This window comes from Enterococcus sp. 4E1_DIV0656, assembly GCF_002140695.1.
GTDB lineage: Bacteria > Bacillota > Bacilli > Lactobacillales > Enterococcaceae > Enterococcus_D > Enterococcus_D entomosocium.
In genome coordinates this window covers 674,390-691,805 of record NZ_NGLF01000002.1, presented here as the reverse complement: position 1 = coordinate 691,805, position 17,416 = coordinate 674,390, and the positions used below count along the sequence as shown (strand labels likewise).

The 17,416-nt window shown below is 42.7% G+C and carries 22 protein-coding genes, 1 riboswitch and 1 other annotated feature; of the genes, 12 read left to right on the top strand and 10 right to left on the bottom strand.

Annotation, left to right across the window (positions count from 1 at the left end; all coding sequences use genetic code 11):
- Nucleotides 1-5: 5 nt before the first annotated feature.
- From A5882_RS16540 to A5882_RS16520, 5 genes are read left to right on the top strand one after another with little or no spacing between them, the layout of a single operon-like run.
- On the top strand, nt 6-965 hold the full coding sequence (locus A5882_RS16540; RefSeq protein WP_005234830.1) for an ABC transporter permease: 960 nt from the start codon (nt 6-8) through the stop codon (nt 963-965).
- The gene (locus A5882_RS16535; protein ID WP_005234832.1) at nt 965-1,795 is read left to right on the top strand and encodes an ABC transporter permease; all 831 of its coding nucleotides are present in this window, start codon (nt 965-967) and stop codon (nt 1,793-1,795) included. The genes A5882_RS16540 and A5882_RS16535 overlap by 1 nt, the downstream gene beginning before the upstream one ends.
- 3 nt (nt 1,796-1,798) lie before the next feature.
- On the top strand, nt 1,799-2,677 hold the full coding sequence (locus A5882_RS16530; protein ID WP_005234835.1) for an ABC transporter ATP-binding protein: 879 nt from the start codon (nt 1,799-1,801) through the stop codon (nt 2,675-2,677).
- A complete protein-coding gene (locus tag A5882_RS16525; RefSeq protein ID WP_008378908.1) occupies nt 2,677-3,567 on the top strand; it encodes an ATP-binding cassette domain-containing protein in 891 nt (296 codons plus the stop codon). The genes A5882_RS16530 and A5882_RS16525 overlap by 1 nt, the downstream gene beginning before the upstream one ends.
- Nucleotides 3,564-3,956, top strand: coding sequence for an OsmC family protein (locus tag A5882_RS16520; RefSeq protein ID WP_016621556.1), 393 nt, complete (start codon nt 3,564-3,566; stop codon nt 3,954-3,956). Before A5882_RS16525 ends, A5882_RS16520 begins: the two co-directional genes overlap by 4 nt.
- 54 nt (nt 3,957-4,010) lie before the next feature.
- Here A5882_RS16520 and A5882_RS16515 read toward each other — a convergent pair whose 3' ends face one another.
- The gene (locus A5882_RS16515; protein ID WP_086373160.1) at nt 4,011-4,667 is read right to left on the bottom strand and encodes a Crp/Fnr family transcriptional regulator; all 657 of its coding nucleotides are present in this window, start codon (nt 4,665-4,667) and stop codon (nt 4,011-4,013) included.
- A gap of 222 nt (nt 4,668-4,889) precedes the next feature.
- On the opposite strand from A5882_RS16515, the gene A5882_RS16510 reads away from it, so the two are divergent.
- The 4 genes from A5882_RS16510 to A5882_RS16495 all read left to right on the top strand — a co-directional run bounded on the left by A5882_RS16510 (nt 4,890) and on the right by A5882_RS16495 (nt 8,608).
- Nucleotides 4,890-6,155, top strand: coding sequence for an MFS transporter (locus A5882_RS16510; protein WP_016613551.1), 1,266 nt, complete (start codon nt 4,890-4,892; stop codon nt 6,153-6,155).
- A 31-nt stretch (nt 6,156-6,186) separates the two neighbouring features.
- Nucleotides 6,187-6,369 carry a hypothetical protein gene (locus A5882_RS16505; RefSeq protein WP_005225550.1) on the top strand — a complete coding sequence of 61 codons (183 nt, stop codon included), beginning with the start codon at nt 6,187-6,189 and terminating at the stop codon, nt 6,367-6,369.
- 223 nt (nt 6,370-6,592) lie between these two features.
- A riboswitch (THF riboswitch) is annotated at nt 6,593-6,694 on the top strand.
- 26 nt (nt 6,695-6,720) lie between these two features.
- The gene (locus A5882_RS16500; protein ID WP_005234846.1) at nt 6,721-7,251 is read left to right on the top strand and encodes a folate family ECF transporter S component; all 531 of its coding nucleotides are present in this window, start codon (nt 6,721-6,723) and stop codon (nt 7,249-7,251) included.
- 130 nt (nt 7,252-7,381) lie between these two features.
- Nucleotides 7,382-8,608 (top strand): glycoside hydrolase family 3 protein, encoded by a 1,227-nt coding sequence (locus A5882_RS16495; RefSeq protein WP_086373159.1) that lies wholly within the window; start codon nt 7,382-7,384, stop codon nt 8,606-8,608.
- A 72-nt stretch (nt 8,609-8,680) separates the two neighbouring features.
- Here A5882_RS16495 and A5882_RS16490 read toward each other — a convergent pair whose 3' ends face one another.
- The 9 genes from A5882_RS16490 to A5882_RS16455 all read right to left on the bottom strand — a co-directional run bounded on the left by A5882_RS16490 (nt 8,681) and on the right by A5882_RS16455 (nt 13,785).
- Nucleotides 8,681-9,532 carry an Rgg/GadR/MutR family transcriptional regulator gene (locus A5882_RS16490; RefSeq protein WP_086373158.1) on the bottom strand — a complete coding sequence of 284 codons (852 nt, stop codon included), beginning with the start codon at nt 9,530-9,532 and terminating at the stop codon, nt 8,681-8,683.
- A gap of 404 nt (nt 9,533-9,936) precedes the next feature.
- Nucleotides 9,937-10,125, bottom strand: coding sequence for a hypothetical protein (locus A5882_RS16485; protein WP_005234854.1), 189 nt, complete (start codon nt 10,123-10,125; stop codon nt 9,937-9,939).
- Between the two features lie 124 nt (nt 10,126-10,249).
- Complete coding sequence (locus A5882_RS19890; protein ID WP_167823014.1) at nt 10,250-10,408, bottom strand: hypothetical protein; 159 nt, start codon at nt 10,406-10,408, stop codon at nt 10,250-10,252.
- A 213-nt stretch (nt 10,409-10,621) separates the two neighbouring features.
- The gene (locus tag A5882_RS16480) at nt 10,622-11,044 is read right to left on the bottom strand and encodes a VOC family protein (protein ID WP_016613548.1); all 423 of its coding nucleotides are present in this window, start codon (nt 11,042-11,044) and stop codon (nt 10,622-10,624) included.
- Nucleotides 11,045-11,147: 103 nt separating this feature from the next.
- On the bottom strand, nt 11,148-11,732 hold the full coding sequence (locus A5882_RS16475) for an AAA family ATPase (protein ID WP_016613547.1): 585 nt from the start codon (nt 11,730-11,732) through the stop codon (nt 11,148-11,150).
- 116 nt (nt 11,733-11,848) lie between these two features.
- Nucleotides 11,849-12,220 carry a hypothetical protein gene (locus A5882_RS16470; RefSeq protein WP_008378891.1) on the bottom strand — a complete coding sequence of 124 codons (372 nt, stop codon included), beginning with the start codon at nt 12,218-12,220 and terminating at the stop codon, nt 11,849-11,851.
- 257 nt (nt 12,221-12,477) lie between these two features.
- Nucleotides 12,478-12,963 (bottom strand): tetratricopeptide repeat protein, encoded by a 486-nt coding sequence (locus A5882_RS16465; RefSeq protein ID WP_086373157.1) that lies wholly within the window; start codon nt 12,961-12,963, stop codon nt 12,478-12,480.
- 57 nt (nt 12,964-13,020) lie between these two features.
- Nucleotides 13,021-13,548: a GNAT family N-acetyltransferase gene (locus A5882_RS16460; protein ID WP_016613544.1), complete on the bottom strand. Its 528-nt coding sequence runs from the start codon at nt 13,546-13,548 to the stop codon at nt 13,021-13,023.
- A gap of 24 nt (nt 13,549-13,572) precedes the next feature.
- Entirely contained in the window at nt 13,573-13,785 is a 213-nt protein-coding gene (locus A5882_RS16455; RefSeq protein WP_008378885.1) for a hypothetical protein, read from the bottom strand.
- Nucleotides 13,786-14,505: 720 nt separating this feature from the next.
- Nucleotides 14,506-14,559 (top strand) — a sequence feature (sodium ion sensor (DUF1646 type); this cis-regulatory element may regulate processes involved in with the transportation of sodium ions).
- 111 nt (nt 14,560-14,670) lie between these two features.
- On the opposite strand from A5882_RS16455, the gene A5882_RS16450 reads away from it, so the two are divergent.
- Genes A5882_RS16450 through A5882_RS16440 form a run of 3 tightly spaced genes read left to right on the top strand, consistent with a single transcriptional unit; the run spans nt 14,671 to nt 17,409 of the window.
- Nucleotides 14,671-15,003 carry a V-type ATPase, subunit F family protein gene (locus tag A5882_RS16450; protein WP_254908535.1) on the top strand — a complete coding sequence of 111 codons (333 nt, stop codon included), beginning with the start codon at nt 14,671-14,673 and terminating at the stop codon, nt 15,001-15,003.
- Nucleotides 14,981-16,942: a V-type ATP synthase subunit I gene (locus tag A5882_RS16445; RefSeq protein WP_086373155.1), complete on the top strand. Its 1,962-nt coding sequence runs from the start codon at nt 14,981-14,983 to the stop codon at nt 16,940-16,942. Before A5882_RS16450 ends, A5882_RS16445 begins: the two co-directional genes overlap by 23 nt.
- Nucleotides 16,939-17,409, top strand: a complete 471-nt coding sequence (locus A5882_RS16440; RefSeq protein WP_005225567.1) for a V-type ATP synthase subunit K — start codon at nt 16,939-16,941, stop codon at nt 17,407-17,409. Before A5882_RS16445 ends, A5882_RS16440 begins: the two co-directional genes overlap by 4 nt.
- The last annotated feature ends 7 nt before the right edge of the window (nt 17,410-17,416 follow it).

The window sequence follows — 17,416 nt, the reverse complement described above, 5'->3', positions numbered from 1 at the left end:
CAGTTATGTTTCGATACATTGCAAAACGAGTATTGCAAGCAATCCCTTTGCTGTTTGTGATCTCTTTTATCGTTTTTTCACTTATACATATCGCACCGTATGATGTGATCGACTCTATCACGACACCCAATATGTCGCAAGAGCAAATCGATCTTTTGCGGCAGCGCTATGGCTTGGATCAACCCTTTTTGGTTCAATATTTTCTTTGGATCAGAAATATTCTTACCGGTAATCTTGGATTTTCTTTGGTGTCTCAAAGTAGTATTTCACAAGAACTTGCGACTCGGATTCCCAATACCATGCGCCTAGTGATCCCCGCTTATTTGACTGCCTTGTTGCTGGCCATCATTTTGGGCCTGTTGGCTGCTGCCAACAAAGGAAAGATTTGGGATCGGATCATTGACGCTGTGGCATCTCTAGGAATCGCTGTGCCGACCTTCTGGTTTGCGATGATCTTGATTTATGTGTTTGGTTACTTATTAAATATGTTTCCAATCATTGGCATGTATACGGTCGGTAAAGAAGGGGATTTTGGCGATTTTCTGCAGCATTTTATTTTGCCTTATACCACATTGACAGTCGCCTTCTTTCCAGATTTGACGCGGTATATCCGCGCATCAGCGACACAACAAGTTTCAGAAGACTACGTGATGGTGCAACGGGCATTTCATGCCAGCAAATGGCAGATTTTCAGCCGTCATATTAGTCGAAATATTTTGATTCCTGTTGTCACCCAAATCGGCTTGGCGTTGCCGATGTTAGTTACCGGTGCGATCATTACAGAAACGATCTACGGCTGGCCGGGCGTCGGCCCTTACTTGATGAGTGCGACGAAAAGCCTCGATTATCCTGTGATCATGGCCATCATGCTGTTGTCAGCAACACTGGTCATCTTAGGGAATTTGTTAGCGGATGTATTATACTCCGTGGTTGATCCACGTATCCGTAAAGGAGGGAGTAAGTAATGAAACGTTTCAAAAAAATCAGTGAAGTCATGCTTGCTTCGCCCATCTATACCTTTTCTGTCGTTTTCCTGACGTTATTGATTATTTTGTCGCTTGTTGCACCTTTGATCCCCATCGATCCTAATGCAACGGATGTCAGCAACATGTCACAGCCGCCGAGTTGGTCTCATTTATTTGGAACCGATGAAGTGGGGCGAGATTACTTTATTCGGGTCGTCTACGGCGGTCGGGTATCATTGTTTGTAGGTGTTTTGGCAATGATCACAGCGACGTTTATTGGGACTCTTGTCGGTCTTGTTTCTGGCTACTTTGGCGGTTGGATCGACAACCTGCTGATGCGGCTCGTCGATGTATTGTCATCGATTCCTTGGTTGGTGTTAGTGATCGTTTTGAGCGTCTTTTTACGTCCCGGACTAACCACGATTATTATTGTGATCGGCGGCTTCTCCTGGATGAACATCGCTCGTTTGATTCGTGGTGAAACGTTAGCGGCGAAAGAACGGGAATATGTCGCTTACGGGAAATTTATCGGACGTTCTTCATTTAGTATTATCGTGAAGCATGTTTTCCCAGCAGTGCTTCCTACCTTGATCGTTGCGGCATCTGCAAGTATTTCAGGAGCGATCATGACCGAATCGGCTTTGAGTTTTCTAGGCTTAGGAATACAGCAACCGATGGCTTCGTGGGGCAGTCTGTTGCAAAACGCGCAAAACAGCTTGCAGCGGGCACCATACATGGCGATTCTTCCAGGGCTCTTTGTTATTTTCACCATCTATTCCTTTAACAATATCGGCGACATGATCAAACATGTCTTGCAGAGAGAGGTGTGACCGATGAAGACAGAGTTATTAGCGATCGAAGCGTTGAATGTGACATTTCAAAGCAAAACCGGTCCGAAACCGTTAGTAAAAAATCTTGATCTGGTAATTCCTAAGGGCAAAGTCGTTGGGATCGTTGGCGAATCTGGCAGCGGCAAAAGTATGACCATGAAAAGCGTCATGGATCTTTTGCCTGATAAAGTGACCGATCACTATACCAGTTATACATTTGAAGGAGCAGCAGTGACCGATCGTCGAACATTACCGATCGCCATGATTTTTCAAGACCCGATGACTTCGTTAAATCCTTTGCGCACAATTGGCTATCATTTGATCGAAGTGATTCGCCGCTCACAAAAAGTATCGAAAAAAGCAGCACAAGAAATCGCCGTCAAAGAGTTAGAAAAAGTCGGCATACCTTTTCCAGCACAACGCATGAAACAATATCCTCATGAGCTATCTGGGGGGATGCGTCAGCGGGTGATGATTGCCATGGCTTTGTTGGCGCAACCGAAATTGCTGATCGCAGATGAACCGACAACGGCTTTAGATGTGACGATCCAAGCACAGATTTTGGCATTGATCAAAAACCTGCAAAGAGAGAACCAGCTTTCCGTCGTCCTTGTGACCCATGACTTTGGGGTCGTTGCAGGAATGTGCGACTTTATTAAAGTGATGTATCAAGGCCGAGTCGTGGAAGAAGGAACCACGGAAGAAATTTTTTATCAGCCGGAACATCCTTATACGAAACAATTATTGCAGGCGGCCCATTTAGGCGACAAGCATGCCGAATTAAAAGTCTTTGACTATCATGAGACATTGGCAGATGAACTGCAAGAAACGCAACTATCTAAGACACATCGCGTCTGGCGCAATCAGGAGGTGACAGAATAATGGAAGAACTGATTCGCGTAGAACATGCGACGAAAATCTTTCGCAGTAAAAACTGGCGCGGCACTGTCAGTGAAGTCCGAGCGGTCGAAGATGTCAGCCTTACGATCCATCGGGGCGAGACATTGGGGCTAGTGGGGGAATCTGGGAGTGGGAAAACCACTTTAGGACGCAGTATTTTAAATTTAGAGACCTTAACAAGCGGGGAGATTTTCTTTGAAGGCAAAGAGATAACAGCATTGACGGCAGAAGATCGCAAAGCAGCGTATCAGCAAATGCAGATCATTTTCCAAGATCCGTATTCATCATTGAATCCCCGTATGACAGCACTTGAACTGGTGATGGAGCCGTTGTATCATGAAACGAAAGATGCTGCTCGAGCGAAAGCCAAAGAAATCTTAGCGATCGTCGGGATCACCGGTGATGATGTTCATAAACTGCCTCGCAGTTTCAGCGGCGGACAACGGCAACGGATCGGTATCGCTCGTGCGGTGGTCAATCGCCCGGCGTTCGTCTTGTGTGACGAACCGACTTCGGCATTAGATGTCTCCATTCAGGCTCAGATCATCCAATTGCTACTGCGTCTACAAAAAGAGTTTTCATTGTCTTATTTATTCATTTCCCATGACTTGTCCGTGATTCGTCATATCAGTGATCGAACAGCCGTCATGTATCAAGGGAAATTAGTTGAATTGGCACCTACCGATCGTTTGTTTGAAAATCCGCTGCATCCTTACACGAAGAAATTATTAGCAGCAGCTCCGATCGCTGATCCTGTGTTAGCAAGAGGTGCGATGGAACAAACGGAAATTCAAAGCACGATTACTTTGACACCATTGTATGAATGGGTCGAAGTTGAACCAGATCATTTTGTGAGGAGAGAAAAACGATGACAGTAGAAACATTGACGATCCATCAAGGAAGCGACAAATTTGAAATGACGACCCCAACTGGCAATTGGGTGTTAGCACGGGAAAAAGGCTATTCGCCAGTCCAAATGCTTGTGAGTGCGGTAGCTGCTTGCGGCGGCTATGTATACGCATCCGTCTTAGAGAATTCAAAGGTTGAAGCAGAAATCGAAAAGATCGAAGTCAGCTATGACCGAGACGACAATAAAAAAGCCCAACCAGTCAGTGCTATCCAAATTCAGTTTTATGCGAAAATCGCCGAAGCTGATCATGACAAAGCGACCCGTTGCCTAAAACTCGTTTCACCAAATTGCCCCGTGATCCAATCGTTAGATCCAACGATCGAAGTGACGGAAACGGTGACGTTTATTTAATCGAAAAAAGACTTTGTGTGCCTGAAACCAAAAGGCGTACAAAGTCTTTTTTGATCAATAAATAATATTCTCCCGAATAAAGTCGATATCTGTCACTAATAGTTTGCGATCGACACTTTTTAGGGCACTAGATTCTCGTAATTTTTGCATCATTCGATTGACACTGCTGGCAGAGGTAATGCCGCAAAAGCGAGCGATCTCTTCATTGGTGACTTCAAAGTCGATCAAGACGCCCTCTGTTGTTTGAACCCCAAAAGTTTCATAGAGCTCATTGATTTGGGTACAGACAGCACCGAATTTGCCGTTCATCAGCATTTGCTGCATCTTTTTCATCGTATCCATCAAGTTTCTCCGATAATACTCTTTGACATAATCCTGTAGCAGACGGTCACGATTGACATCTGCCCAAAATTGATCCCGCACGATTTTGTATAATTCGGCTTCTTCTGATTCAACCCGCACATTAAAAGGGGCTTCGACTTCTTGAGAGGATTCGTCTTTAAACAAAGAGACGATCTCGAAATCCGTCAAATAGCGCAAGTTGAATTCGCGCCCTTCATGGGTCACTACGCTAGTTTTGATGATGCCTTTTTTTAAAATATAGACGTACCGATCCGGGATGCCTTCATACGTCAAGTAACTCTTTTTCTTGCGGATAACGACCGGTATTGCTTGTTTTTCTAAATAATCACGTAATATCTGTTTTTCCACCCGCGTTACTCCTTCACTTGATGCCAACCCAACATTTTCTGAAAAAAAGATGAAATATCCTCTATTCAAGCTTCATTAAAAGACATTTCTAGTGAAAAAGCAATAACAAATGTTAATGTTTCTTGTTAATGCTCTTTTTTAACAGCAAAAGCGCATTTCAAGTAGAGGAAGTTTCGGTATAGTAAAACGCATCACAGCACAAACAGGAGGAATGGAAGAAACATGTCAGACAGGGAAACCAATCAAGAAGGAATCGTCAGCTCGACGCCGTCAACCAAAAATGAAAAACTATGGAACAAAGGGTTTATCACGATTACCTTGATCAATTTTATCGTCTTTCTCGTGTATTATTGTTTTGTCGTCATCACTGCGAAATTTGCCACTCAGGAGTTAGGGGCATCCACCGCACAAGCTGGCTTGGCAGCGGGGATCTACATCATCGGGACCTTGATCGCTCGCTTGTATGTCGGAAAAATTTTAGAATTAGTCGGTCGCAAAGCCGTTTTGCGCTGGGGGATTTTGTTTTATGTTATTACCACCGCTGCCTATTTAATCTCGGTCAACATCTACATTTTAGATACCGTGCGCTTTTTCAATGGCTTTGCTTATGGTGCTGTCTCAACTGCGGCTAATGCGATCGTCACAGCATATATCCCAGCTTCCAAACATGGCGAAGGGATCAATTACTATGGATTAAGTACCAGTTTAGCAGCGGCAGTCGGGCCTTTTATTGGCATGCTATTATTACCGACCGTCGGCTTTGATTTCATTATTTGGTTAGCAACCATCTTATCAATCGCAACAGCCATCGCGTGTTTCTGGTTCCCAGTCAAAAACATCCCATTAACAGAAGAACACAGAGCACAACTAAAAAAATGGTCCATCAAAAGTTTTGTCGAACCAAAAGTCTTTTTCATTTCCGGGATTGCCTTTTTGATCGGGTTGGCTTATTCCAGTGTTCTCGGCTTCTTGTCAATCTACGCCAGTGACCTTGGGTTAGAAACGGCCGGTGCTTTTTTCTTCATCGTCTATGCACTTTCCGTGACCTTCACACGACCAATGACTGGCAAACTATTTGACCGCCATGGCGCAGATGCGGTCATGTATCCTAGCTTTCTTTTCTTGACCCTTGGTCTTTTCCTATTGAGTATTACCGGCAACAGCTGGATGTTGTTGCTTGCGGGTTGCTTTGTCGGCTTGGGCTATGGCACCTTCATGTCGAATGGCCAAGCCGTTTGTCTAAAAGAGGTCGATCCTCACCGTGTCGGCGTAGCACTCTCCACCTATTTCATCGGGCTGGACCTCGGCTTAGGCGTAGGTCCCTATGCATTAGGAAGCTTGCACGGTCTGTTTGATTACTCGCAGATCTACATCTTATGCGGACTGATCCCAGTCGTCGTTCTTGTTTTATACAAATTGTTTTATAAAACGAAACGCGCAGTTGCCGCCGTTGGTACTTTGAAGCAGCCAATCAACGAAGAAGAATGACCTCAACCATCACAAAAAGGAGTGTTTCACCATGGATAACAATCAATTGATTATTGAAGCATTGAACAAATTAGTGACGAACATCAACGAATTAAATGAAGAAATGCACGCTATGAAAGAGGTCACCGCAACGATGACCCATGAACAACTTGCTATCGATCATCAGTTACGCGACATCAAATCGGTATTGATCAATGACAATCTGATTGGGTAGTAAGGCACGAAATGAAACAAGAAACAGGAATGAACGCTTTTTTTGAGAATATTTGTTGCTCACTTACTGGTGGCAGAAAAATTCACATAAGAAAAGCGTTTTTTTGATGCGCAAAAAAGAAAAGCGAACATTGGCAGAGTTTGTACAAGAAAATAAGCAAGAAAAATTGTGGCAGTCCGCGCTTATATGCTATAGTGTGTCTGGGTAGCAATACCTAATAAAAATCAGAGTAGGAAATAAAGCGTTAAGTGCTGAAAGGATGGGATGTTGCCTTTCGGACGAAGAACGATCATTCGTTCGCGGTTTTATTTTCGCATTCGCTGCATGAATTTGTAGCAACTCTAAAAGGAGATGCTCGCTATGAAAAGAAAAGTCGATGCACACATGATTGCGGTCATGGGACTTTTGATTGCCTTAATGGTGGTCTTGTCGCAAATCTTGGGGTTTGAAACCTCCTATATCAAAATCACATTTTCCTTTGTACCACAGCTGATCATGGGTATGCTGTTTGGTCCGTTTTGGACCGCAGTTGGATCGTCATTAGCTGATATCGCAGGAATGGTGATTTTTCCAAAATCAGCCTACTTTTTCGGCTTTACCATCAATGCCTTTGTTGGTGGACTGATTTATGGCTACTTCTTCTATCGGAAAGAAGTCACATTAAAACGAGCGGCAACGGTCGTCTTGTTAAATACTATTTTGATAACCTTGATCTTAACTCCGATCTGGTTAGCCATGATGCTGAATATTCCTTTGACAAGCTGGGCCATCTGGTCGGTCCGCTTGCTAAAAGCAGTCATCATGTTCCCGATACAAACTGCGTTGATTTACATCGTAGGGCGTGCGGTACCATACAAACGGCTGATCCGACGGTTCGTTTAACGAGTAAAAAAGAACGATAACATCCATTGAAGTGAATCATCTGCGAATATTTCGACAGTGGTTCACTTTTTTCTTTCTAAGGATGGGCTTAGTCATTCTCAATAACTTGTTTAGAGGGGAAGGTGAACCTATGAATAAAAAAGGACTCGCTATGGGACTGTTTCTTTTCTTGGTCTTAGCAGCAATGGGAGGGATGAAGTGGGTGATAGAACAGCAAAAACAGCAAACGGAGGAGTCATCCGTGATCCAGCAAAGCAGCTCGAGAGACGAAACAAAGGAAGAAAGCAGTGCAAGCCAAGAAACCACCTCAGTTTCCACGTCACCTTCTGTTTCAACTTCCGCGCAAGAACAGCCAGAAGAGGCGATAGCAGAAAAAATCGCCACGATGAGTTTAGAGGAGAAGGTCGGGCAATTGTTTTTTGTCCGTGTACCTGAAAGCAATCAAATCGAAGAACTTCAAAACTATCACTTTGGCGGCTATCTGTTATTCGGCCGTGATACCGAAAATGAGACGGCGGAGAGCTTGAAACAGAAAATTTCAGATTACCAAGCAGCCAGCGCCATTCCGCTGTTGATCGGTATGGATGAAGAAGGGGGCACGGTGACTCGCATCAGCCGCAATCCGAACCTTACGGATCAGCGTTTTCTCTCACCACAACAGCTATATGCCCAAGGTGGATGGTCGGCGATCGAAGAAGATACAGCAAAGAAAGCGGAAATTTTAAAAGCGTATGGCATCAATGCCGGGCTGTTTCCCGTTGCCGATGTTTCCACTGATCCGCAGTCCTTTATCTACGACCGAACCATTGGCATGGATGCGCAGGGCACGAGTGCGTTTGTAGAACGTGTGGTTCATGTTTTGCAGAAACACCACGTGGGGTCAACCTTGAAGCATTTTCCCGGCTATGGCAACAATCGTGACTCGCATGTCGCCGTCGTCACCGATGACCGCCCGCTATCTGCACTGCGGGAAACGGATTTTCTGCCTTTTGCCGCAGGGATCAAGGCTGGTGCCGATAGTATTTTGGTGGCCCATACGATTGTCAATAGTATCGATAACACTGTACCCGCCTCTATTTCAAAACCCGTGCATGAGTTGCTCCGAAATGAATTGCATTTTGAAGGGGTCATCATGACGGATGACTTGGATATGGTAGGACTTTCTGAGTTCATTCCGCAAAATGAAGCCGCATTACAGGCGTTGCAGGCGGGAAATGATCTAGTGATCTCATCTACCTACCAAGAACAGATCCCCTTTGTCGTACAAGCGGTTGAAGATGGCCGCTATTTGGAAGCTGATTTGAATGCTTCCGTCAAACGAGTTTTGCTCTGGAAAGAAGCATTGCATTTACTTTAAGAAAAAATAAACCTGCTGTTTCCTCCGTGTAAGGGAGTCGTTCTCTTACTGAGAGGAAGCAGCAGGTTTTTTTTAGATACTATGAGCCAGTACCTCTAATTCTTTGGCAAAGGCTTCTTGTCCAATAAATCGCAGATAGTCCAAGGCTTTTTCAATCGTGGCCATTCCCAGCGTACGATCTCCTTGGAACAAGGCGTAAATGCCTTCGAAATAACGAATCATCAGGCGGATACGATCATTGTCCGGCGGCAGGTGATCGGCTAGATACGTCAGCACATGCGCCAACTCGGCAGGTTTTTTGCGATCGATAAACAAGAAAGCCGCATTCGTCAGCAATTTTGTGTAGATTTGATAATTGATACTTAGCGTATTGCTGTAAAAAATTTTTTTATTCAGGTGTTTCATTTGATACAAGATGTACTCGTCAGAAAAAAGGAAAAGCAGATTGGTAAATAAGGAGATTTCAAACTTTCCCCACGTGTCGATTCGTTCCAAGTATTTCTTGATGGTCGTTTCGATGATGCAACGTTCTTCCTCGTCGGTAACTACGCCTTTTTTCTCTAAAATCAAATAGAATTGACTATACAATACATAATAGAAAAAATCCTTCGTGGTTTTATACAGTGCTTGGGCTTTGTTGATCAAAGAGAGTACTTCAGAATAATTGCTTTCATAGTAAGCGGTGGTCAACTGTTTGGATAGCTGTTTTTTCTCGCTGACTTGATTGTCATCCAAGCGATACTCAAATTCCTCTAAGGTGACATTTAAGCGGTCCAAATATTGGTGCAAAATATCAAAGGCGATGCGATGCCCTTTTTGTTCAAAGGTTGCCAGTGTACTGCGTTCTGAAATGTTCTCAACCAATTTTCGCTGTGAGATATTTCGTTCCGTTCGTAACTCTTTTAACAAGTCATTGGCCTTCAAAAAATCCCTCCTAAAAAAAGTGGACGGAAAAATAGTCCAAATATGTTACAGCTTTATTTTGCGGGTAAACTTGAAGAAAGTCAATTAAAGGAGGAGAAATGGATGTTTGATTTTTTTAGTTTTCCCTGGGAAGTTGTAGAACTAATGGCTAACGTTTTTTCTTTCTTCAAATAATCGATCCTTTGTGATTGGTTAGCAATTGATTTTTTAACAGGAAAAAAGTATAAGTGGTTTCACGTAATAAGTTACTGTTCATTCGCGCATTCAAACGCCCTCTCCCCAAACAGCTTACCCTGTCAAGGTGCGTAGGTTTGCCGAATCCCTTTTAAAAAAGGAGCAAACACAACAGCGAGTGATTGCTCTTTTTTTGTTGGTCAAAAAAACTGCATACGGCATCGCAACAGTCAGTTTTGCTTTTTCTTAAACATTGGTTCATTCGGATCAGAATAGTAATCAGGATTGAATTCATCATCGATCGATACCCCGAAAAGAGAAACGAGACTGGGAAGAAACCCAATCACGCCGAGGACGACGGCAACTGGAAGGTAGAATTTTTTACGCTTGTACCACGGAAGCTGCGATTTCTTTTCCATAGGAAATCCCCCTTTTCACTTAGTGTAACATGTTCTTAAGTCGGTGTGAATAAATATGATGTTGATAAAATTTCGTTTGGGGGATGTGTATCATTCGTTACACTGATTTAGGAATTGTATAGGATCAGTTGTAGATGATCATGGCAGAATAGCCGTAAAAACTTGGGCGATACTGAATCTCAACAATTTTTAAACCATTATCCTGAATAAAGTCTAAATACTGGTTGACTTTATTCTCAAAGGATTTTTCAGAAAAACCACTTGAAATTATTTTTACGTTCATTGCGTCACTCCTTTTATTAAGATAAAACCATTATATATTTGAACAGAATTAAAAACAATGAAAGTATTCAAAATAAATAAACTATGTTCTTTTTATTTGTTTTATATGAGCAATAATTCTCTTTTGTGTTATAAGAATATATGTATTAGATAGCTGGTAATACAAAGAGAAAAAGAACCGAGTAAGAAAGCAATTCTTCTTACTCGGTTCCTTTTATTGAAAATAATCCTTGGCTTGGTCCATCAAGGTTTGAAAGTCTGATTCGTTTTTTCTTATTGCCTCTGTTAGGGTAAACAAATAACCGTTGGGGTCTTTGATGGTCATTTCAAGGGCATTCCAAGGCTTTTCCATCAAAGGTTCCACGATCCACTTTGCGGGAATTTTCTGAGCGATATTCTGAAGATCATTCATCGCTACATTCAAAATTGCCCCATCGCCAACAGTGAACGCTTCTGCTGCAATCAGCATCAAATCTTGGTAGTCAGCAAGACGCAGGTGGTCCATCATCACTTGATTTTCTTGATTGCGAAACTGATACAATGACTGGAAACCCAAGATTTCTGTGAACCATTTCGATGATTGCACAATATCTTTTGTCTTCATTTGGTAAAACATTGTCATAACATAAACTTTCATTTTGACACCTCCTCTTGATTAGAGGATACCGCTTGACGCAGCGTCAAAGTCAATAGACATTTTCGTATTGAAGCAAAGCTTGATAATGGCGTTTCTTTGGCACTTAAGTCAAGGAAAAATGGGCAATAATTTTTTGACTCACTTCATTAGGTGACAAGTGGGTATTGTTGATTTTCAGCGAAGGAATCGTTGGGAAAAGGGTAGTTAATTCCTGTGGCAGGCTTTCTAAGCGATAGTTTTCAAACGAAGACAAAAGCTCATTTCTAGAAAAAGCCAGCGCTCTTTTTGACGGCTTTGCGGCTAAACGGTCCTCATGGCAATTGCGCTTTAAACGTTCCTCAATATCAGCCACTAATTCGATAAAATAGACCTCTTGTCGGGCATCGGTAAATAGCTGGGCGATCTCTTGTAAAAAAGCTAAATCTCCCGCTTGATCGAAATCAATCAAGACCGTAAAGATGATTGATTTTGTCGTATTATTGGCTTCATTATGAACAAAGGCTTTGAAGAGTTCGATCCGCGTTTGATTAGACAAAGCAAATGCTGCTGGGCTATAGCCAAGAAAATTCGCAAAAAGATCAATGGTCTGGTGATTGAATAATAGTTTTGCATCCAATCGTTTTTCCAGTTCTTTCCCCACAGTCATTTTTCCTACCGCTTGCGCGCCAATCAAGACGATCAATGACATCACAACACATCCTTTTTATCAATCGTAACAAAGGTGGGCTATCGTGTAAATCCGTTCTTAGAAAGAAACGATTGAGAAGCTGGATTTTTTTATGTGGAAACCAAGGATGCTCTTTTTTAGGTAAAAAGGAATGAGCGAAATTTCTCTGAGACAGGAAAAAAGATCATACAGCATAGTAGCACGGTTTGGAACAACAAAATGACTAGTAGATTGATCGTTTCAAATCGTGAATAAAGATAGAAGTGGATCAGCCATTCGAAGACATTGACAAAAACTAAATAAAGGTAGTGCGCTTTTTTGACCTTGCAGTTTTTCAACCAATAATAGCTTAAGTAATAATCCAGCAAGATCATCAATAATAGAAAAAGTTTGCTAAAAGCCGTCAGATTGTCATGCTGGGAGGCAAGTTTTTGAAAAAATAGCAAAAGTGTGGGTGTCGGAATATAAATAATCAATAAGGATAGAAAAAAATAGACAATAAAGGGCATAGTCATTCCTCCAAAATATTGATAAAAAAAGCATAGATAAATTAGCAAATTTGACAGTACTCGTCAATTGGTTTTGTTATCGAAATTTTCGATAATGGATGATTGGTATTGATTGAAGGAAAAAGGATCATAGGAAAGTCGATGGCTATTGATTCAGCAAAGCGCTGATAGCGAAGGAGTAATTAAGGGACAGGAAAAAAGAAATACTCCCTTTCTTTAATCGAGAAGGGAGTGGTTGATTGATCCGACGGAAACATCTAACCCCATGTCTCATTGAGTTTATCCGCATAAAACAAAAGTGCCTGTCGGTAAGACTGGATGTCTGGATCGCTAGAGGTTTCGGCAAGCAGAGTCAATAATCGTTCAGCGGCTTGCTCATACTCGGCTAGATTAAACAGTGTCATGGCATAGAAGGTTTGCAAAGCATGATTTTTTGGAAACAGCTGTATCGCGTGTACAAACACTTCTTCGGCTTTTTGATACTTGCCGAGGGCACGATAGGTGCTGCCTAGACCTAGGTAGGCATCTGGCAAGTCGTTTTCTGATAAACCTAACGCGATTGCTTGTTCATAATAAGGAATTGCCTGTTGTTCTTCCCCTAAAAGATCATAGCTCCAAGCCGTTTGGTAGTGGACAAAGGCATCTTGGGAATTTTCGGCAGCTAATTGAATCAATTGTTCATTTGATTGTTGCAGCTTTTTTTCAGCCCGCAGTTGGATCGCAGCAGCTAGTCGTTCATTCATTGGTTCGAAGCTCCTTTTCAAATAGTAGAAAATGACACGGATAACTTGCGAGCCTAGCTAAGGGGAAAGATCAGCCCAGCTTTCACCTGCAAAGGAAAAACCGCATGCTTCATACAGCTTGTAGGCTGGCTGATTTTCAACCGTCACTACCAGATAAAGGTGAGTGAGTCCCATGGCTTTTGCTCGTTGGATCACTTCATTCATCATTAGCTTGGATAAGCCTTTGCCTTTAAAGGCTGCGCTCATAACAACAAATAATAGCAGGGGAAGCTCTTGAAACGTGCTGGTTACTACGGCACCGATAGGATAATTATCCATTTGCAACCGAAAAGAAAGCTCTGGACTCAAGGGACCGTATTTTCCGTCAGCAGTCTCTCTCAGCTCTCTTTGCCAGTCAGCAATCGATTCCCCTTCGTCATCCGTCGTTTCATGATAGGCCGAATAAAAAAGTTCTGCGACACTTCGAGAATCCGGGATAAAGGGGTCAAAAGAAAGGGCGGATTCTTGTAAAGCTTTGGGGGTATGTTGTAAGTCACAAGCCATAATGATTCGTTTCATAGAAGCACTCCTCTCTGCTCGTTTCATTTATTATAGCAGAGCAAAGCTTTCTCAAGATCGTTTTTTTCTAATGAAAGCCCAGATACAACGAATTCCTTCGTAGATTGCAGTAAAGACAGCAACCAGAAACAAAAACGACATGTAATGGATCAAAAAAGCCAGTTGAAACCACAAGCCATAGACCATCGGCAGGACGACGAGCAAACAAATTCCTAATTCGATGTTTCGCTTTCTTCTTATTTGAAACCAACGTTCATCTGACATCCTTTTTTCCTCCTGTTCATTCTTTACACACGCTCTCGGATAAATATCCATTTTTTTATAAAATATTCAATATAGTTGCGATATTTTGATTAAAAACTAGAAAATTAGTTTATTTTTTGGTAATCTTGAAGATAAGATTAGAAATAGCTGTTGTTTTTTATTTTGACTTATTATCCCACGAAAGACAAGGTGAGCTCAATGGAAAGAAAACCGATGTATTTAAAAAGTGGGCTTCCCCTAACAATGGAGCCCGGTAAGATTTATACATGCCTTTACCGAGGCGGTTATTTCATTTGTGAAGAAAAGGGCCAACCGCTGCCATCGATAAAAAGAGAAGCGAAATAAGCGAACTTCTCACTTAAGATTTGTCAGGGATCGAACGGGTTGTTGGAATTGTTATCTCCTTTTTGGTACCAATCAAATGATGTCTAGCATTTTCAAAAAATCTCAACGTTCTTCATTCAGACCATTCTAAGGCTTAAATTGATTTTGACCGATTTCAATTTAGTAAGAACAATCCGATCACTGACAAATGTTAGGTGAAAAGTCCCCAAGAGACTGAACGAATAGTAATGGTTATTCGGACAGCCAATAGCAGTGGAATTACGAGCGAACATACAATAGTAGAAATCGTCTTTTTCTCATAAAAAACGATTCTACTTGAAGGGAACATTTTTTTTTGCTATAATAGTTCAGGAATTGAAAAATAAAATAGACAAAGGTTGAGCATTTTTTATGCTTCAAGGATCAGGTTTGCCAAGGGGTGAGGCAAACGTTCTTGAAGGAATGCTGGCCTTTTTTTGTTATCAGCATACTTCTTCGTGAGGTATGCTTTTTTTGTTTATTTTTCAGTTGAGAATATAAATCACTATGGGAGGGAAATCGATGAGAGAAGCTTTGACTCGTTTACGAGAAGCAGAAGAAGCCAATGAACAGCAATTGCTCGCTTTGAAAAAAGAACTGCAGTCGGAAGAAGCGCAGAAGCAACAAGCATTGCAAGAGCGGGCTTCCGCTTTGGAAGAAGCTCTTGCTCAAGAACAAGCAACAGTCGAAGACCAGTTGGAACAGTCACTAGAAGCACAAAAGCAGCAGCTGGCAAAAGAGACCCAGCAAGTGTTAGATCGTTACCAAAAAAATATGCAAAGCTTCCAAGAGCAAGCGGTTCAACAGATCGTTGAAGGAGTGATCGGGACTTATGGCAGTAACCAAACTAAATAAACTAACGTTGATCACCCCGAAGCACTACCAAGAAAGGGTATTGACGAAGCTACAAACGATGCAGTTTGTTGAAATCGAGAACGTATTTGAGCAGGAAGCGAACGAAACTTGGCTACGGGAATTTTTTGCAGGAGCCACCCCAGAAGGTGCTTCTCACCAACCAATGATTCGTCGACTGCAAGAAGCAATCCGCTTTATTCGCCAAAATGGTGATGCGAAAAAAGGCATAGAATGGCAACGAGATGCCTTGCGGCTGTCGGACTTTGAAACAAGCTTCGATGAAGCAGCAGCATTGACGGAGCTGGTTGAAGTCGAGAAGTTGCAAGAGCGCTGGGTAGAGACGATCGAAGCGATCGAAGCAGCGACGCAGTCGGAAGAATGGGCGACACAATGGCAAAATCTTGACGTACCCTTGGAGATCGAAGCGCCTGCACATACAAGTTTTTTTGCTGGGCGTGTCGAAGGTCCACGCTGGGAAGATCTAGCTGAAGCCTTGCGTCAATTGGAAGAGGTTCATATCGAAGTGATCTATTCTGAGCCAAAAAAAGTCAATTTCAGCTGCCTGTTTTTAACAGCGATCGAAGAGCGAGTGTTCCAATTGTTTCACCGATATGGGGTGAAGAAAGAAACTGGACTGACATCCGAATCACCAAAAGTGGTTTTGCAAAATGCGAAACAAGCCTTGATTTCCTTGACGCAACAGCGCAAAGAACTGATTACAGAAATCAGTCAGCACAAACAACGGCTGATCCTGCTGCAGCAAGCGGAAGAACTGTTTTTGACTCGTGAGAATCGGGCAATGATGCAACAGCGCTTAGCAGCTGGTCAGACCTTTGCCCTCTTGCGCGGCTGGATCGAAGAAAAGGATCAGCCGTTAGTGGCGGAAATGGTCCAAGAATCCTTTGCCAACGAGATTTACTATTCATTTGAAGAACCCACTGCAGAGGAGATCGCTGCCAATCAAGTGCCAACGAAGCTAAAAAACGCCTCGTTTATTCAACCCTTTGAAATGTTGACGGAAATGTACAGCTTGCCAAAATACGATGAGATCGATCCAACCCCATGGATGACGCCTTTTTACTATGTTTTCTTTGGTATGATGGTGGCTGACTTAGGTTATGGTGCATTAATGGCTGTCGCGACCACGATTGGGCTACACGCCTTGCGTTTGCCCAAAGGGACCAAACGGTTTCTGAAATTGTTCCAGATTTTGTCTGTGCCAACTATGATTTGGGGCGCAATCTACGGCTCCTTCTTTGGTGCTACATTGCCCTTCCAACTTTTATCGCCCTCCGAAGATTTTATGGCGATCTTTGGTCTATCCATGATTTTTGGTGGCATCCAACTGTTTACAGGCCTTTATTTAGCAGCCAAAGAAAATATCCGCAAAAAGGATCTTTTAGGTGCAGTCAACGAAGGCTTTGCGTGGCTAGGACTTTTGAGTGGTCTTTTAGTGGCAGCCGCAGGCAATCTTTTGATCGATGTCCCAGCACTAACAACCGTCGGCTTGATTTTAGCAGGCTTTAGTGCCTTATTGATCATCGTGGTACCGATTCTGAAAGGGAAAACCAAAGTGGGCGGCTTCTTTTTAGGGTTGTATGACTTGTACGGTGTGACCAGTTACATCGGCGACTTTGTCAGCTACAGCCGCTTGATGGCATTAGGGATCTCCGGTGGGAGTATCGCAGCAGCTTTCAACTTATTGGTGGGCTACTTGCCGCCAACCGCTCGTTTTTCTGTAGGCATTCTCTTATTGGTTGTCCTACAAGCTTTAAACATCTTTTTATCGTTACTGAGTGCATATGTGCATGCCGCACGTTTACAATATGTAGAGTTTTTCGGAAAATTTTTCACTGGTGGGGGGCGCCAATTTGAAACCTTTAAGCCAAGTGAGAAATACGTTGATTTTGATAAAGAAAATGGAGGAGACAATAAATGATTGATTACTTAATTAATAATAATGGTGGTATGGTGTTTGCAATTATCGGAATGGGGATCGCTACGATCTTTTCTGGGATCGGTTCAGCCAAAGGGGTGGGCCAAACTGGTGAAGCAGCGGCAGCCTTAACGACGAATCAGCCGGAGAAGTTTGGACAAGCCTTGATTTTACAATTACTTCCCGGAACACAAGGGCTATACGGATTCGTTATTGCATTTATGATCTATGGTAGCTTAAGTGGTGAAATGTCGACAGTGACTGGTATGGCGTACTTGATGGCCTCACTGCCAGTTGCCTTTACTGGCTTATTCTCAGGAATGGCCCAAGGGAAGGTCGCTGCAGCTGGGATTCAAATTTTAGCGAAGAAACCAGAGCATTTCTTTAAAGGGGTCATGTTCTCAGTAATGGTTGAGATGTATGCCATCTTAGGCTTTGTTATTTCTTTCTTACTTTTAGGAACGATTTAAAGGGGGC

Bases quoted from the DNA above. Each gene is read 5' to 3' on its own strand.
- A5882_RS16540 (WP_005234830.1), top strand. From the start codon at position 6: ATGTTTCGATACATTGCAAAACGAGTATTGCAAGCAATCCCTTTGCTG.
- A5882_RS16535 (WP_005234832.1), top strand. From the start codon at position 965: ATGAAACGTTTCAAAAAAATCAGTGAAGTCATGCTTGCTTCGCCCATC.
- A5882_RS16530 (WP_005234835.1), top strand. From the start codon at position 1,799: ATGAAGACAGAGTTATTAGCGATCGAAGCGTTGAATGTGACATTTCAA.
- A5882_RS16525 (WP_008378908.1), top strand. From the start codon at position 2,677: ATGGAAGAACTGATTCGCGTAGAACATGCGACGAAAATCTTTCGCAGT.
- A5882_RS16520 (WP_016621556.1), top strand. From the start codon at position 3,564: ATGACAGTAGAAACATTGACGATCCATCAAGGAAGCGACAAATTTGAA.
- A5882_RS16510 (WP_016613551.1), top strand. From the start codon at position 4,890: ATGTCAGACAGGGAAACCAATCAAGAAGGAATCGTCAGCTCGACGCCG.
- A5882_RS16505 (WP_005225550.1), top strand. From the start codon at position 6,187: ATGGATAACAATCAATTGATTATTGAAGCATTGAACAAATTAGTGACG.
- A5882_RS16500 (WP_005234846.1), top strand. From the start codon at position 6,721: ATGCTCGCTATGAAAAGAAAAGTCGATGCACACATGATTGCGGTCATG.
- A5882_RS16495 (WP_086373159.1), top strand. From the start codon at position 7,382: ATGAATAAAAAAGGACTCGCTATGGGACTGTTTCTTTTCTTGGTCTTA.
- A5882_RS16485 (WP_005234854.1), bottom strand. From the start codon at position 10,125: ATGGAAAAGAAATCGCAGCTTCCGTGGTACAAGCGTAAAAAATTCTAC.
- A5882_RS19890 (WP_167823014.1), bottom strand. From the start codon at position 10,408: ATGAACGTAAAAATAATTTCAAGTGGTTTTTCTGAAAAATCCTTTGAG.
- A5882_RS16480 (WP_016613548.1), bottom strand. From the start codon at position 11,044: ATGAAAGTTTATGTTATGACAATGTTTTACCAAATGAAGACAAAAGAT.
- A5882_RS16475 (WP_016613547.1), bottom strand. From the start codon at position 11,732: ATGTCATTGATCGTCTTGATTGGCGCGCAAGCGGTAGGAAAAATGACT.
- A5882_RS16470 (WP_008378891.1), bottom strand. From the start codon at position 12,220: ATGCCCTTTATTGTCTATTTTTTTCTATCCTTATTGATTATTTATATT.
- A5882_RS16465 (WP_086373157.1), bottom strand. From the start codon at position 12,963: ATGAATGAACGACTAGCTGCTGCGATCCAACTGCGGGCTGAAAAAAAG.
- A5882_RS16460 (WP_016613544.1), bottom strand. From the start codon at position 13,548: ATGAAACGAGCAGAGAGGAGTGCTTCTATGAAACGAATCATTATGGCT.
- A5882_RS16455 (WP_008378885.1), bottom strand. From the start codon at position 13,785: ATGTCAGATGAACGTTGGTTTCAAATAAGAAGAAAGCGAAACATCGAA.
- A5882_RS16450 (WP_254908535.1), top strand. From the start codon at position 14,671: ATGAGAGAAGCTTTGACTCGTTTACGAGAAGCAGAAGAAGCCAATGAA.
- A5882_RS16445 (WP_086373155.1), top strand. From the start codon at position 14,981: ATGGCAGTAACCAAACTAAATAAACTAACGTTGATCACCCCGAAGCAC.
- A5882_RS16440 (WP_005225567.1), top strand. From the start codon at position 16,939: ATGATTGATTACTTAATTAATAATAATGGTGGTATGGTGTTTGCAATT.